The sequence below is a fragment of the Lacibacterium aquatile genome (genome assembly GCF_042683105.1).
Lineage (GTDB): Bacteria > Pseudomonadota > Alphaproteobacteria > Elsterales > Elsteraceae > Lacibacterium > Lacibacterium aquatile.
Genome location: NZ_JBHUIP010000004.1, coordinates 128,426 through 143,432 on the forward strand (window position 1 = coordinate 128,426; position 15,007 = coordinate 143,432).

11 protein-coding genes and 1 pseudogene are annotated in these 15,007 nt (G+C 64.0%); 4 read left to right on the plus strand and 8 right to left on the minus strand.

The annotated features are described in order from the left end of the window. Genes ACFSM5_RS06200 through ACFSM5_RS06220 form a run of 5 tightly spaced genes read right to left on the minus strand, consistent with a single transcriptional unit; the run spans position 1 to position 6,281 of the window. Complete coding sequence (locus ACFSM5_RS06200; protein WP_379875435.1) at positions 1–1,434, minus strand: hydrogenase large subunit; 1,434 nt, start codon at positions 1,432–1,434, stop codon at positions 1–3. After that, on the minus strand, positions 1,431–2,861 hold the full coding sequence (locus ACFSM5_RS06205; protein WP_379875436.1) for a proton-conducting transporter transmembrane domain-containing protein: 1,431 nt from the start codon (positions 2,859–2,861) through the stop codon (positions 1,431–1,433). Before ACFSM5_RS06205 ends, ACFSM5_RS06200 begins: the two co-directional genes overlap by 4 nt. Next, entirely contained in the window at positions 2,858–3,475 is a 618-nt protein-coding gene (locus ACFSM5_RS06210) for a hydrogenase-4 component E (RefSeq protein ID WP_379875437.1), read from the minus strand. Before ACFSM5_RS06210 ends, ACFSM5_RS06205 begins: the two co-directional genes overlap by 4 nt. After that, on the minus strand, positions 3,472–4,410 hold the full coding sequence (locus ACFSM5_RS06215) for a respiratory chain complex I subunit 1 family protein (RefSeq protein ID WP_379875438.1): 939 nt from the start codon (positions 4,408–4,410) through the stop codon (positions 3,472–3,474). Before ACFSM5_RS06215 ends, ACFSM5_RS06210 begins: the two co-directional genes overlap by 4 nt. Beyond that, positions 4,407–6,281: a proton-conducting transporter transmembrane domain-containing protein gene (locus tag ACFSM5_RS06220; RefSeq protein WP_379875440.1), complete on the minus strand. Its 1,875-nt coding sequence runs from the start codon at positions 6,279–6,281 to the stop codon at positions 4,407–4,409. Before ACFSM5_RS06220 ends, ACFSM5_RS06215 begins: the two co-directional genes overlap by 4 nt. 153 nt (positions 6,282–6,434) lie before the next feature. Between ACFSM5_RS06220 and ACFSM5_RS06225 the strand changes: the two genes are divergently transcribed. The 3 genes and pseudogenes from ACFSM5_RS06225 (at position 6,435) to ACFSM5_RS06235 (ending at position 8,764) form a co-directional block, all read left to right on the plus strand. Further along, positions 6,435–7,916, plus strand: coding sequence for a M81 family metallopeptidase (locus ACFSM5_RS06225; protein WP_379875441.1), 1,482 nt, complete (start codon positions 6,435–6,437; stop codon positions 7,914–7,916). Between the two features lie 299 nt (positions 7,917–8,215). Continuing rightward, positions 8,216–8,344: pseudogene (locus ACFSM5_RS06230) on the plus strand (LacI family DNA-binding transcriptional regulator); the annotation flags it as partial. Between the two features lie 87 nt (positions 8,345–8,431). Beyond that, positions 8,432–8,764 carry a hypothetical protein gene (locus ACFSM5_RS06235; RefSeq protein ID WP_379875597.1) on the plus strand — a complete coding sequence of 111 codons (333 nt, stop codon included), beginning with the start codon at positions 8,432–8,434 and terminating at the stop codon, positions 8,762–8,764. A 12-nt stretch (positions 8,765–8,776) separates the two neighbouring features. Here the strand turns inward: ACFSM5_RS06235 and ACFSM5_RS06240 are convergent, their stop codons facing one another. From ACFSM5_RS06240 to ACFSM5_RS06250, 3 genes are all read right to left on the minus strand, one after another. Continuing rightward, a complete protein-coding gene (locus tag ACFSM5_RS06240; RefSeq protein ID WP_379875442.1) occupies positions 8,777–10,561 on the minus strand; it encodes a bifunctional diguanylate cyclase/phosphodiesterase in 1,785 nt (594 codons plus the stop codon). 69 nt (positions 10,562–10,630) lie between these two features. Next, entirely contained in the window at positions 10,631–13,120 is a 2,490-nt protein-coding gene (gene hrpB, locus ACFSM5_RS06245; RefSeq protein ID WP_379875443.1) for an ATP-dependent helicase HrpB, read from the minus strand. A 9-nt stretch (positions 13,121–13,129) separates the two neighbouring features. Then, entirely contained in the window at positions 13,130–14,338 is a 1,209-nt protein-coding gene (locus ACFSM5_RS06250) for an MFS transporter (protein WP_379875444.1), read from the minus strand. A gap of 111 nt (positions 14,339–14,449) precedes the next feature. On the opposite strand from ACFSM5_RS06250, the gene ACFSM5_RS06255 reads away from it, so the two are divergent. After that, positions 14,450–14,998 carry a thioredoxin family protein gene (locus ACFSM5_RS06255; RefSeq protein WP_379875445.1) on the plus strand — a complete coding sequence of 183 codons (549 nt, stop codon included), beginning with the start codon at positions 14,450–14,452 and terminating at the stop codon, positions 14,996–14,998. Positions 14,999–15,007: the final 9 nt, after the last annotated feature.

Sequence of the window (15,007 nt, forward strand, 5' to 3'; positions counted from 1 at the left end):
TCACCCATCATGCCCGGCATAGGAGCCGTTGATGCTTTTATTCACCAGGGGGAAGTCGGCCAGGATCGCGGTCGCCATCGCCCCCTCCAGCAGCGGCCATTGGAACCAGGAGGGATCGCGCAGATGGCAGGCCAGCAGGCGGCCTTCCTCGACCCGAACCCAGGCGGCGGCATCGCCCCGGAACCCCTCGACCAGGGCCAGCCCTTCGCCTGACAGCGCGGGCAAGGGGGCTTGCGCCAATCCATCCATATCAGCCAGCCGGTCCAGCAGGGTGGCAATCAGGATCAGCGAGGCTGCGATCTCCTCCAGACGGATCAGCAGCCGGGCCTGAACATCCCCTTCGGTCAGTACCTTGGCCTGGAAGCCCAGTTCCACCATCAAGGGATCCAGGGAACGCGCATCGAATGTGCGCCCGCTGGCGCGTCCGACAAAGCCGCCTGCGGCATAGCTTGCGGCCAGCTCAGGCGTCACGACGCCGATCCCCAGCATCCGGTCGCGGATCGTGGCGCTGGCACGATAAGCGGCGATAAGGCGCGGCACATCGTCGGCCAGCCGCTGACAGAGCTGGCGATAACTCGACAGATCCCCCGCCGAGCGCACGCCGCCCGGCACGATACAATCCATCATCAGCCGATGGCCGAACGCGCTTTCCGCTGCCCGTGCCAGTTCTTCGCGCCAACTGGCGCAGCGCATCTGGAGCACATGGGCGCCCACATCGCCGAACAGCGCGCCGATATCGCCGATGTGATTGGCGATGCGCTCCAGCTCCAGCATCAGCAACCGCAGATGCTGTGCCCGGATTGGCGCCTGAATGCCGCCGATACTTTCCACCGCACGGGCATAGGCAAGAGAATAGGCGACCGTGCTGTCGCCCGACTGTCGCCCGGCGAGGCGCGCAGCCTCGGTCACAGAGCGTCCGACCATCAGACCTTCGACACCCCGGTGGACATAGCCGAGACGTGTCTCCAGGCGCACAATTGTCTCGCCGACGACCGAGAAGCGGAAATGTCCAGGCTCGATGATCCCGGCATGTACCGGCCCAACCGGAACGAGATGTAAGCCCTCGGCCTTGGCGGGTTCCCAGACATAGGGGGCGGCGGCGAGGAAGCGGCTGCCGAGATAACTGCCCTTGGCAGGCCATTTGCCATGGTCGATCCAGGCGCGCTTGTCGCTGGCGCCATCGGCGGTGACCCACTGACGGTCCGCAATCGCGCGCTCCAGCCGACTCAGGCCGGGGCGGACATTGCTGAGCGTTGGAAAGCGGTCATCCATCAGCGAGAAGGCGCGATGGACGACGATGTTAAGCTCAGGGTCCCGCAACAGGACATGCAGCCCCTTGGGCTCGACCCAGAGGGAGAGAACCTCCCACGGTTCTTCGTTCAGCGCGGTGATCAGTTGGGGCAGATCGCCCGAGAAACCGGCAAGGCTGCTCATCGCGCCACCTCCGCCGCTGCGACCAGCAGCGATTGCAGCGGACCGAGGGAAAGGCCGCTCGCCACCAGCAGCCCGATATGGATCCCCAACGGGCCATAGAGCGTCCAGCCGTGGCTCAGGGCCGGAAGCTGTTCCTGGGTCTGAGGCCTTGCAAAGACCGTCTCGTTCAATCGGGTCACCAAGGCGACAGCCACCAGCAGCAGGCCTGCGACCAGCGGGATCAGCAGCAGCGGCGCATGGGCCGCGATGCCGGAAACCAGGGTCACCTTTGGCGCAAAGCCTAAGAAAGGCGGCAGGCCGAGTAGGCTGGCGATCAACAGCACCAGCGACCAGCCCATCAGCGGATAGCGATAGGCCAGCGCCTGCACCGGATGGCGGCCATGGAGCTGCAGGGCGCGGCCCAGGATGAAGAAGACCGCCGATTTCGCGATCATATGATTGATTGCCAGCAGCAGCCCGACCAGCGCCATCGTCTTGCCGCCCAGGCCGAAGGCGACGGCGGCAAGGCCAATCTGCTCGACCGAGGAGGTGGCGAAGAAGCGGCGGATCTCCCCGCGTTTCGGCAGCATCAGGCCAGCAGCCAGGACCGAGGCGAGGCCCAGGGCGACCAGCGGCCAGCCGGGGGGCAGGCTCCCGGCGCCGGTGATGCTCTTGAGACGCACCAGGGCATAGAGTGCGACGGTCAGCATCAGACCCGACAGCACGGCGGCAATCGGCGTCGGCCCTTCGGCATGGGCATCGGGCAGCCAGGATTGCATCGGCACCAGACCGGCCTTGGTGCCATAGCCGATCAGCAGGACCACGAAGGCAAGGCTGACGAGGTTGGGCGGCAGTTCGCCTGCCACCTGGATCAGCGCGCTCCAGGTCATAGCGGCAAGGCCGGTGCCGACCACGCCCTGGGCAGCGATATAGATCAGGATTGTGCCGAACAGCGCCAGCGCGATGCCGACACCACCCAGGATGAAGGTGCGCCAAGCTGCTTTCAAAGCAGCCTCGGTGCGGGACAGGGCGATCATCAGAATCGTCGACAGCGTCGCCGCCTCGACCGCTGCCCACAGCAGGCCGAGGTTATTGGCGATCAGGGCCAGCGAGAGCGAGGCAAGCAGGCTCTGGAATAGCGGGTGATAGAGGCGCAAACCCCAGCCTTTCAGGCGGCCACTGGCGATTTCGGCGGGCAGAAAGCCAACGCTGAAAACAGCCGTCGTGATCGAAAGGATGCCGAACAGCGCCAGCAGCGGGCGGTTCAGCGCATCCAGGAACAGCAGCGGATCGCCGGGCGGCGGGTTGATCGCGATGGCGATAGCAAGGCCGCCGCCGATAGTGCTTGCGGCAAGATTGAGCCATCCCGGCCCGCGGGCGGGCGGCAGGGCTATGAACAGCAACCCGGCGAGGAGATGAAAGAGCGGGAGGATAAAGAGTGGGATCATTCCACCGTCTCCTGCTCACGCGGGGCAAGGCCGATAAGTCCGGCCAGTCCCAGCATGCCCAGCAGCGCCAGGGCCACGCACATTTCCACCACCAGCGGCATGCCGGCGGCGCTGACGGCAGCCAGGATCAACCCGTTCTCCAACGCGAAGACCGCGACGACCTGGGCCAGCATCTCGCCACGGGCGATCATTAGCAGCAGTGCAAGGAAGATCATCGACAGGGCGATGGCCAGTTGCTCGCGCGCCAATCCGGGCAGCATGTTGGAAATCGGCGCCATCAGCAGGATTGCCAACGCGGTCAGTCCCAGGGCTGCCAGCAGCAGCGGGGCCAGACGGACGGTGGACAGCGGCGTCGGCGGTATACGGCGTTGCAGGCGGAGCAGGACGATCGGCACGACGACGGCCTTGAGCCCCAGGGTCAGGGCGCCGGTGATCAGCAGCGCCGGTATGCCTGCCGTCCAGGCTGTCCAGGTGGCGAGGGCCGCGATCAGCGCGCCCTGGAGGGCCAGCAGGCGGATCATCACGTTGATCCGTCGCCCGGTCAGCAAGGTGAAGCCGGTCAGCAGCACGGCTGCGCCAAAAAGATGGGCGATATCATAGCCGATCTCGCTCATACCCGGCCTCCCAGCAGCAGAAACACGACGGCCAGCAAACCGCACAACAGCCCCAGAGCCAGCAGTTCGGGTACACGGAACACCCGCAGCTTGGCGACGGTCGCTTCACCGATGCCCAAGGCCAGCGTCAGGCCGATCATCTTGGCGATCCACAGCGGTACGCCGATCAAAGCTCCCAGCCAATCGCCGGAGGCTGCCGTTCCAAAAGGCAGGAACAGCGCCGCCAGCAGGGCCAGCAAAACCGTCAAACGCAGGGACTTGGCCGCTTCGATACAGGCGAGTTCCCGGCCCGCATAATCCAGCACCATGGCTTCATGAACCATGGTGAGTTCCAGATGGGTGGAGGGATTGTCGAAGGGCATGCGCCCGGCTTCGGCCAGGGCAGCCAGGATCAGCGCAACCAGCGCCAGCGCCAGCGATACATTCACCCCGGCGGCAGCCAGGGAACTGGAGGCACCGGCAAGATCACTGGTTCCGGCCACCTGCACGACTCCCATGAGCCCGACCAGCAGCACCGGCTCTGCGGCAACGGCGGTCAGGAGTTCACGACCCACCCCCTGTCCAGAGAAGGCGGTTCTGCTCTCCAAGGCCGCCAACACCTGCATTGCCCGGCCAAGCGCCAGCAAGCCGATGACAACCAGCAGGTCGGCAATGCCGATGGTGATCAGATCCCGGCTGGCCGACGGCAGCAGAGCAGCGGCCAGCGCCATCGAAACCAGGATCAGAAGGGGCGCCTTGGCATGGAAAGGACTCGCGCCTTCGATGAGAAGGCTTTCCTTAAGCCACAGCTTGCGCAGATCGCGGTAGGGCTGAAGCGGTGATGGGCCGCGGCGACCGGCGGCGCGCGCTCGAACGGTTTTCACGATCCCGGTCAGCAAGGGCGCGATTGCCAGGATCAGTATAGCCTGCAGGGCTTGGATCAGAATGCCGCTCATGCCAGGGCCGCCACGATGGTCAGGAGAACCGCCAGCACAGCCAGCACCGTGGCAAGGGCTGCCCGTTCGCTCAAGCGTTGCAGCCAGTCGGTAGCCTCCATGGCTTTGGCCAGCCAGCCCTTGGCGCGTTGGATCAGGGGCGCCATCGGTTCGATCTGTGAAACGGTGAGGGACGCATCCTCTAGCTGGGCCTTCCGGCTAAGCAACGGGCCGGTGATGCGCAGCAGGGGTTCGGCCAGACCATCGGGCGAAGGTTGCGCCTCCAGTGGGTGATCCGGATGTCCGCCCAGCCATGTTGGGGCCACCCGTTGGCCTGCCGACTTGCGTTTCAGCAGCCATTGCAGCGCGACAAACAGGGCGATGAAAGCCGCCAGCACGGGCAGGGGGCTATAGCCCGCGCCGTTTGAAAGCAGCAGCCCGCCGAGCAGGCTTGCCGAGGGCGGCGGCGCAATCTGGCGTAGACCGGGCTCGATGATCATCAGCAGAATGCCCGGTAGCAGACCCACCAGGACAGACAAGACTGCCAGCGCCGCTAGGGCTAGGCAGACATCTACAGGCGGGTCCTTGGCGGCTTCGGCTGCCGGACTGCGGGGGCGCCCGAAAAGCGTAAGGCCAATCCCGCGCACCAATACCGCCAACGACAGACCGCCCGCGATGCCGACGGCCGCAATCAGCAGCGGTGCCGCCAGACGTAGCAGGGTCGGGGCGCCCGTTGGCACCGCCAGCAGGGCTTGCAGAATCAGCCACAGCCCGGCGAAACCGGCAAAGGGAGGGACGGCGGCCAGACCGAAGCCTGAGATCAGCAGCAGGCCGCAGAGTTTCCTCGCCCTTGTGGCAAGCCCCCCAGTATGGGTCAGATCGCGGCTGCCGATCAGTTGGACGAGAGCGCCGGCGCCACAGAAGGCCAGTGCTTTCATCGCTCCATGGGCAAAAACATGGATGATGGCTCCGGTAAAGGCGATACCGGCCAGAGCCTGTTGCCCCGTTGCCTTGAAGCTGACGGCTAGCCCAAGGGCGAGGGCGATCAGTCCCAGGTTATCGAGGGTGGAGCGGGCCAGCAGCCGCTTGATATCCCGCTCGCCCAACGCCTGAACCAGAGCCAGCACGGCGGAAACGGCACCGAAAACTGCCAGGGTCAATCCCCATCCCCAGGGCGGCGGTTGACCCCCCGCCAGCCAGAGGCGCGCGATGACATAGATCGCCATCTTGGTCATGACCGCGCTCATAAGGGCAGAGGCAGCGGAGGGCGCTTCGGCGTGGGCGGGGGGAAGCCAGAGGTGCAGCGGAGCAATTCCGGCCTTTGCCATGCAGCCGATGAGGATGGCGGCGGGAGCTAGAAAGCCGTAAGCGGGCGGCAAGCCGATTCCGATAACCAGCGCCAGTCCCGACAGGATTGCCATTGCCAGATAGAGCTTGCCCGCTTCGGCGCCGCGCGGGGTGGCGATCAGCAGCAGCCAGGAGGTCAACGCCATGGCTTCCCAGGCGAATAGCAACGTCAGCGTATCGTCGGCCAATGGCACGGCGCAGAGGGCGGCAACGAACAGGATCAGCAGCGGGCCTGTCGCTGTCGGCTCGGCTCCCCGGCGGGCGCTGGCATCGGCGAACCACAGAATCGGGGCAGCGGGCAGGGTGATGACGAGCAGGAACAACGCCGAAAGCCCATCGATCCGCAGATGAATGAGCGACGCCAGTGGCCCGGCAGTGACCGTCAGCGTATCGCCGAGGCCCCCGAAACGGATCAGATGCAGCAGTGCTGCAACCGCAATGCCGCAAACCAGCAGGGCGGCCAGCTTGCGCCCGTAGCGACGGCTACCGACAAGCGGGGCGCAGAGGATCAATCCGGCGATCAGCAGCAGAACAGGGATCAGCACGTCAAGGCTCGTTCCGCTTCCGTGACAAAAGGGACCCTTAGAGCTTGCCGCCAAGCCGCAGATGCTTGCAAGCATTGCGAACTTCCATGGCGCCGCGCCCTCATGAAGGGGTATAGAGGCCAGCGTGGTTTATCGAGGTATCGAGGAAAGATTATGGCTTTGCGCATCGCGGTCGGCGGTTTTCAGCATGAAACCAACAGCTTTGCCCCCTCCAATGCCACCTTCGAGGATTTTGTACGGCCCGGCGGCTGGCCGGGTCTGCTGCACGGGGACGAGCTTTTTGACGGCGTCGCGGGCATCAATCTGCCCATCGCCGGTTTCATCAAGGAAGCCGGTCGCCGTCGCGCCGCGCTGATCCCGCTGCTCTGGGCCAGTGCAGAACCGTCCGGTCCGGTAACGGATCATGCCTATGAGCGGATCGTCGCGATGCTCCTGTCGGATCTTGCTTCGGCAGGACCGGTCGATGCCGTCTATCTCGATCTCCATGGTGCGATGGTGACCGAAGGGCTGGAGGACGGCGAAGGCGAATTGCTGCGCCGGGTGCGCGCCATCGTCGGCAAGACTGTCCCCATTGTCGTCTCCCTTGATCTCCACGCCAATGTGACGCGGGCAATGGTCGATCACTCGGATCTGCTATTGGCCTTCCGTACATATCCCCACGTCGATATGGCCGACATTGGGGCACGTGCCGCGCAACGTCTGATCGAGACAACGGGCAAATGGGACGGGAAGGCCTTCCGCCAGTTGCCCTACCTCATCCCGATCACAGCGCAATGCACTTTGTCCGAGCCGATGGCGGGCTTCTACCGCCTGCTGGAGCAGATCGAAGGAGAGACTGGCGCAGACCTCTCCTTCACCCCCGGATTCCCGCCTGCCGATATTACCGACTGCGGTCCGGCTATCTTCGCCTCGGCTCCCAGTCAGGCCCAGGCGGATCAGGCGGTGGAGCGGTTGACCCAGGCGCTGCTCGACGCGGAACCGATCTTCGCTCGCGAACGGGTTCGGACGGTCGCAGAAGGCGTTACGGAAGCGGTGGAACTTGCCCGATCCGCCAGCCGTCCGATCATTCTGGCCGATACCCAGGATAATCCCGGCGCAGGTTCCTCTTCGGACACTACCGGGCTTCTACGCGCTCTGCTGGATGCCAAGATCGAAAATGCAGCCCTAGGCCTCTTCTATGATCCCGAGGCGGCCCTGGCCTGTCACAAGGCGGGAGTCGGGGCGAAAATCACCCTGGATCTGGGGGGGAAGGGTACACCCGGCGATAGTCCCCTGCATGTCACCGGTGAAGTCCGAGCCATCGGCGATGGCGTCTTTGCCGGGTCCGGCCCGATGTGGGAGGGAAGTACACTCCATCTGGGCCCCATGGCAGCCTTGCGTGTGGAGGGCGTGGATATTGCCATCGGATCGATCCGTCAGCAGCCATCGACGCAAGCGATCTTCCGTCATGTGGGCATCGACCCAACCGCTGCGCGTATCCTGGTGCTCAAAAGCTCGGTTCATTTCCGGGCCGACTTCCAGCCTATAGCTGAACAGATCTTAGTGGTCGCTGCGCCAGGACTTAATGCAGCCGATCCCGCAGCCCTGCCTTATACTCGTTTGCGTGCATCCATTCGGCGTAAACCTCAAGCTTGAGATTAGATTGGTTAAGGTTCCTTACTTTCATACGGAAAAATTGTTCTGAATCTGTCTTGCATAAAATTCGGGAAATGAATTTTAAACGCTTTGAATGAAGTCATAGGTTGTTGTTGTGCAAAGGCAGTGAGAACCATAAGGAGAAACCGCACCCTGCAACCGCTTTTAAAGGAAATAGATGCTAGAATTGACTAAAAGTGATGTTATGTGTGTAGCCACAATTTGAACTGAGAGGGTTAAGTCGTCCCATCCGGGGCGTCCGCCGTCTCCTGCTAAGTCTCTGGAAGCTATTACACAATATGGACCTGAGGGAACTTGCCACTCAGCTCGGCCTATCGATGACGACCGTGTCGCGGGCCTTGAACGGTTATCCGGAAGTCAGTGCGAAAACACGCGCTAGAGTTGTCGCCGCGGCACAAGAGGCGGGGTATCATGCCAATCCGACCGCACGACGACTTGCAACCGGTCGTACCGATACTATCGGCCTGCTTCTCGCGATGCCCGAGGACAGAAAGGTGCCTGCGGCCGCTCTTGCGTTGATCCCGAGAGTTGCCGAAGGCATCCGTGCGGCCGGACTGGATCTGCTGGTAATTGCAGCGCCTAAGGATGATCTTGATCCTGCGGCCGAGCGTCTGCTCAAGGGACGGCGTGTCGACCTGATCGTCAGCCTGGACGTAGGTGCCGATGCCGGGCCTTTGACCCAGGCCAGCGACGAAGTTGAGGGCGCGGAGAGCGATGGTCCCTTCGATGGTCGGCTTATCAAGACGATCCTGAAGCGCGCCAAGCAGTCGGATGATCAAGGGCCGATCAACGTGCGTGTTTCCGGCGGGCAGAACCAGCAGCTCTAACGGTCGCCCCGATCAGGGTAGGCGCTCGATATAGAGGTGGTTGAAGATCTCCTTGGCGCGCGGCTTACGCTCGGCGGCCAGGATACCGAAGGCGTCGACGGTGGGGCGCAGGCTTTCCGGGTTCATGCAAACCACCACCCCGGAGACTCGCAGCAATGGGAACTCGCGCGTTTCTCCGAAACGATCTTTTGCTGTGATGAAGCCCGCAGCGCGCGCCTCGGCGTCATAAAGTGACTCAGCATCGGTTCGGAACTTCGCGACGATATCGGCGACGATCGTCAGCGCCTCCTCCTCGGGCAGGCCGCTGAGGCCAAAGAAAAAATCATCCCCGCCAACGTGTCCCGCAAAGCCGCCATGGCTGGTCGCGGCATTCCGCAACAGCTCGGCAAACATCAGGATGGCCCGGTCGCCTTGGCGGAAGCCGTAGGTGTCGTTGAAGGGCTTGAAGTTGTCGAAGTCAAAATAGACCAGGCACGCGGGACGGCTGGTATCGTCGACCACCTGTTCCAGATGCCGCTCAATCCGATGATTGCCCGGCAGGCGCGAGAGCGGGTTCTGGTCCGAGGCGGCGGCAAGGTTGTATTCGTTCACCAGCTTCAGCAGAGCGCGCGGCGACAGGAAGCCGACATAGCGGCCTTCTTCCGTCAGGATGATGCCGTCGGCAGCGGCATCGCCCGAGAAGGCCTCGACGATACGGTCGACGCGGGTTTCCACATCGCAGACAGGGCAGGGGCGGATGAATTCGCGGATGCTGTCGCCGATGCCCTTGTTGCGCAAAAGCTCACCGCCATAGCGGCTATAGGCAAAGGGTTTCAACTCCCGTTCCCGCACCACACCCAGGGGCCGTTTGCGCTCATCCAGCACCGGCACGATGGAGGGAGCGTCATCGTTTCGGAAGAAATCGAGCAATTCGCCGCGTTTGAGATTGAGCGGCAACGGTTCGACCATCTCCATGGCCTCGGCAGGCATGGCCGCCGGGGTGCTCTGGCGGCGGCGGCGGTCGCGGGCATTGAGGTCGGAGACAACGTCATAGCGGGCCTCCATCTCCTCAAGCGCCATGGTCGGGCGGGCGATCAGATAGCCTTGGGCAAAGTCGCATCCAAGGTCGCGGCAAACATAGAATTCCGCATCGCGTTCGATCCCCTCGGCAATGACCTGCGTCCCGCGGATATGGGCATAGCGCACCACCTGCTCGACAAGGCCGCGCTTCAGGACATCCTGATCGATGCCGGAGATGAAGAAGCGGTCGATCTTGATGAAATCCGGTTTGGCGTCATAGAGCAGCTTCAGCCCGGCAAAACCGACACCAAAATCGTCGATGGCGACGCAGAAACCGCTGCGGCGGTAATGCTCGAAAATATCGGCCGCCTGACCGGCCATGGTGAATTCGTGCCTTTCCGCCAATTCCAGGCAGATCCCGGTCGGTGACAGCCGTGCGCGATCCAGCAGGTCAATGGTGAGGCGAGCATCGTATCCGGCCGACGAAAACAGCCTGACGTCGACATTCAGGAACAGCATCGCCTCGTCCAGCGCCTCGGCCCTGCGACCGAATTTGCTCAAGGCGGTAGCGCGCAGTGTGGTCTCGAGATCGACCAGACGACCGTCGGCGAAAGCTTCCTCAAAAAGGGCGGCCGGGGTCGGATATTGACTGCTGTCCAGACCGCGCAGAAGCGCCTCGAATCCCAAAGTCCTGCCGGTGCGCATGGCAACAATCGGCTGGAAGGCATAGTCCAGATTGGTCAGTCCAGCAGGCGTGGGGGCCATACGCCTGGGGGTCGCATCAAGGGCGGCAAGCATTCGGTAGGCGCTCCGCTAGTCATCTTTCTTTTTCATCGCCCGTATGACTAACGCAGTTTTGTTGCAGGCTTATTGCGGTGTGGGTTTCCCCATGTGTTTCTTGGTGCGGGCCGTCGCCTCGGCTTCGAGCGGATTATCGGGCCAATAGTGCTTGGGATATTGCCCGCGCAGATCCTTGCGCACCTCGGCATAGGCACCCCGCCAGAAACCTGCCAGATCCCGAGTTACCTGAACCGGACGGCGCGCGGGCGACAGAAGATGCAGCAGCACCGGCACGCGGCCCTCGGCAACGCTGGGGGTCGTCGCCAGTCCGAACATTTCCTGCAGGCGCACCGCCAGCACAGGCTCTTCGCCGCTGTAGTCGATGGGGATGCGGGAGCCACTGGGAACAGACAGATGCGTCGGTGCGATCTTGTCGAGGCGCGCGGGCAACGGCCAGGGCATCAAGCTGCTCAAGGCCTGGAACAGGTCGATGCGGCTGAAATGGGTGGCGCGGGAAATCCCGTCCAGATGGGGCGCCAGCCATTCTTCCAGGGTCGATAAAAGCGCCTCGTCTCCAAGATCGGGCCAATCCTGATCGGAATCATAACGACGGGCAAAAGCCACCCGCTGGCGCAGGGTTTCGCAGGTGTCGTTCCAAGGCAGCAGAGCCAAGCCATGGCGGCGGATTCCTGCCATGACGGCTGCTGCGACATCCGTCGAACCTGGGTTAGTCAGAGGCTTGTCGGAAAGAATAAGCGCGCCAAGGCGGATTTGGCGCCGCGCCTGCACGATTTTTTCCCGCTCGTCCCATTCCACGAAAGCGCGTTCGGCTAGACGTTCGGGAAAATCGGCCTCCAGCCCGGCACGGCTGACGGGGGCGGCCAGGAAGATGCGGGCAGTCTGCTTTTGGCCATCGATGGCGGCGACTGCCAGGAATTCGTTGGCGGCGAGCGGATCCTCGGGCGGCAGGCTGGCACCGCGTCCGCCGGACAGGCGGAACTGGCCGGGCGGTCCGCGCCGCTGGGCAATACGGTCGGGATAGGCCAGGGCGACAAGACGGCCTATCAATTCCCCGTCCGACCGTTCGCGATCCTGGGCGGGCAGGTCCAGCTGACGACGGAAGGCCTTGGCCTGTTCGCGGATGCGGGCTGCGGCTCCGCGATCCAGGGCAGGGGAAGTCTCTTCGCCGCGCAGCAGATCGACGCGGCGGCCAAGGTCGGTATCGCGCGCCATCGGCCCCCGCAGGGGATCTCGCTCCGACAGTAACGCTCCAAGGAGGCAGGCTGTCGCCCCATAGCCGTCGGCTGCGCCCGTGAGCATCAGATGCGCAAGGCGCGGGTGGGCGCCAAGCTCCGACATTGCCTTGCCGTGCGTTGTGACGCGGCCTTCGTCCAGGGCGCCGAGGTCGTTCAGAAGTTCGCGGGCCGCGCTCAACGTGCCGGAGGGGGGCGGGGTCAGCCAGGGCAGGCTATCGGCACTCCAGACCGCGAGCTCCAGGGCGAGCGGCGTCAGGTCGGCTTCCAGGATCGCGGGCGGATGGAAGGGCAGCAGCGCCCGCGTCTCAGCTTCGGGCCAAAGACGATAACAAACCCCCGGGGCGACGCGGCCCGCGCGGCCCCGGCGCTGTTCGGCGGCTGCCAGCGATACGCGCACGGTCTCTAACCGGCCCATGGAGGAATTGGGATCGAACCGCGCCACGCGCGACAGGCCGCTATCGATGACGACCCGCACCCCTTCGATGGTCAGGCTGGTCTCGGCGATGCTGGTGGCGAGCACCACTTTGCGGCGCCCTGTGGGGGCCGGTTTGATGGCGCGGTCCTGCTCGGCCAGCGGGAGGTCGCCGTGCAGCGGCGTCAGGTCGATGGTCGGGGGCAGTCCTACCAGTGCATCGGCGGTGCGGCGAATTTCTGCTCCGCCCGGCAGAAAAGCGAGGATATCGCCTTCGGGAACCTCGTTCAGCGCCTGCCGGATGGCGGCGGCCATCGCGGGCTCCAGCCGGTCGGGACGGGGGAGGTGGCGTATCTCGACCGGAAAGGCGCGGCCTTCGGAGGTGATGATCGGGGCGTCGTCCAGGTGGCGCGCAACCGCCTCGCCATCCAGGGTCGCCGACATGACCAGCAGACGCAGATCGTCGCGCAAGGCGGCCCGGCTTTCCAGGCAAAAGGCGAGGGCGAGGTCGCCATCGACCGATCTTTCGTGAAACTCGTCAAACAGCACCCCCGCGACGCCATCGAGGCTGGGGTCTGACTGCAGGCGCCTTAGAAACAGGCCTTCCGTCATGACCTCGATGATCGTCTTCGGCCCGATCCGGCTATCAAGACGAACCCGATAGCCGACGGTCTCTCCGACCTCCTCGCCCAGCGTGGTAGCCATGCGCAGGGCGGCGCTGCGGGCGGCGAGGCGGCGGGGCTCCAGCACGATGATCTTGCCACCTGCCCGCCAGGGGGCATCCAGCAGGGCCAGCGGAACGCGTGTGGTCTTGCCTGCGCCGGGTGGAGCCTGGAGTACGGCGCGTCCGGCGGATGCGAGCGCATTAAGCAACGCCGGAATGACCGGTTCGATGGGGAGCTTATCCATGGGGCAGGTCTATCGCAGGTCGGCGGGCGGACGCTCGGCCGTTTCTTCCAGGGGGATCGGAGCCGGGGCCGCAGGCTCGCTGGGAGCAACGGGGCGGGCACGGCGGCGATAGAGGGCGAAGACCGCCAGGGCCGCGTCACCGGTACCGATGAGCATGAATAGGGCCGAGGGGCCGATGCGCTCCATCAGGAAAGCGGCCACCGTCGGGCCGATCACGGCGCCGATGCAATAGACCAGCAGCAACCCGGAGGAGATGGAGACGCTGTTCTCCCGCCCGCCCATATCATTGGCGTGGGAAGTGGCGGCGGGATAGAGCGCGAAGCCCACCAGACCGAAGCCGAAAACCAGGAAGGTCAGACTGGAGGGCACCATATTGCCGATGGTTGCGATGGCAAGGCACATCAGGGCGGCAATCGCCCCGGCTCCCGCCATGACATAGCGGCGGTCTACCCGGTCGGAGATCTTGCCCGCAGGCCATTGGCCGATGGCCGATCCGATAATGGCAGCCGTCATCATGGTGCCGACCCCGATGGCGTCCAGCCCGATACTGGTGCCAAAGGAAGGGGCTAGTGTCCAGAAACTGCCATTACCAAAACCGGAGACGAAGCAGGCGGCGACGGCGACCGGCGAGACGCTCAAGAGCCAGCGCAACTGCAGCTTGGGCTGGGTAGGGCGGTCGGGTGGAACCTTGCGCGTCAGAGCCAGCGGAACGATGGCGGCCAGGAAACAGCAGGCCGCGACCGAGAAAAGATGAAAGCCGCTCGCCGGGAAAATGCGCAGCGAATTCTGGGCGCCCGCGTTACCGGCATATTGGATGATGGTATTGAGCGCCATGGTGCGCCCGCGCGCCTCGTTGGGGGCCTTGGCATTGATCCAGCTGTCTGTCGCCGTGAAGAGCGCGGCGTAACCGAAGCCATTGACGGCGCGCAAAAAGCCCCAGGCGAAAGGATCTACCACCAGGGCGTGGCTGAGCATACAGATGGCGCAGATCGCTCCGAAGGCTGCGAAGACCCGGATATGCCCGACACTCACGATCAAGCGCGGTGCGGCGATGGCACCAAACAGCATGCCGAGGTAATGCGCTGAGGAAAACAGACCGACGACGCCCTGGCTGAAGCCTTCGACGGGCGCCCGCAGCGGGACCAGGGTATTGATGAGCCCCGCACCGGCGATCAGGAAGAAGACGGTGGCGAAGGGGGCGAGCATATGGCCGAACATGGAGCTACCCTAGATCAAGCGGGCAAAAGGGGGAACCGGCTTGATGCTCAAGGCGGCATCCCCCATCCTTAAGAGGCGATCAGGACAAAATTTGGATGGAGTATCAGGACTATGGCGGTTGAAAGCGGCATTTGCGACTTCGGATGGCCGGCGCCTGACTTTGCCCTGAAGGGCACGGATGGGAAACTCTGGCGGCTTGCCGATGTCCGGGGGCCGCGCGGCACGCTGGTGATGTTCATCTGCAATCATTGCCCCTATGTCAAAAGCGCCATCGACCGCATCGTCCGGGATGCGCGGGAGCTTGAGGGACTTGGCATCCGGTCGGTCGCGATCATGCCCAATGACACCGATGCCTATCCGGAGGATGACTTCGATCACATGGTGGCTTTCTCGGCGGCCCATCAGCTGCCGTTTCCCTATCTGATCGACCCGACCCAGCAGATTGCGCGCGCCTATGACGCCAAATGCACGCCCGATTTCTTCGGTTTCGATGGCGAACTGCGCCTGCAATATCGCGGTCGTATTGACGTGGGCGGCAAAAACGTCGTTCCGGGCGCCCGGCGGGATCTTTTCGAAGCCATGAAGCTGGTAGCTCAGACCGGCAGTGGGCCGCGCGAACAGCTGCCGAGCCTGGGCTGTTCGGTGAAGTGGCGGGGGTGAATTGACACC

Bases quoted from the DNA above. Each gene is read 5' to 3' on its own strand.
- ACFSM5_RS06200 (WP_379875435.1), bottom strand. From the start codon at position 1,434: ATGAGCAGCCTTGCCGGTTTCTCGGGCGATCTGCCCCAACTGATCACC.
- ACFSM5_RS06205 (WP_379875436.1), bottom strand. From the start codon at position 2,861: ATGATCCCACTCTTTATCCTCCCGCTCTTTCATCTCCTCGCCGGGTTG.
- ACFSM5_RS06210 (WP_379875437.1), bottom strand. From the start codon at position 3,475: ATGAGCGAGATCGGCTATGATATCGCCCATCTTTTTGGCGCAGCCGTG.
- ACFSM5_RS06215 (WP_379875438.1), bottom strand. From the start codon at position 4,410: ATGAGCGGCATTCTGATCCAAGCCCTGCAGGCTATACTGATCCTGGCA.
- ACFSM5_RS06225 (WP_379875441.1), top strand. From the start codon at position 6,435: ATGGCTTTGCGCATCGCGGTCGGCGGTTTTCAGCATGAAACCAACAGC.
- ACFSM5_RS06240 (WP_379875442.1), bottom strand. From the start codon at position 10,561: ATGCTTGCCGCCCTTGATGCGACCCCCAGGCGTATGGCCCCCACGCCT.
- hrpB (WP_379875443.1), bottom strand. From the start codon at position 13,120: ATGGATAAGCTCCCCATCGAACCGGTCATTCCGGCGTTGCTTAATGCG.
- ACFSM5_RS06250 (WP_379875444.1), bottom strand. From the start codon at position 14,338: ATGTTCGGCCATATGCTCGCCCCCTTCGCCACCGTCTTCTTCCTGATC.
- ACFSM5_RS06255 (WP_379875445.1), top strand. From the start codon at position 14,450: ATGGCGGTTGAAAGCGGCATTTGCGACTTCGGATGGCCGGCGCCTGAC.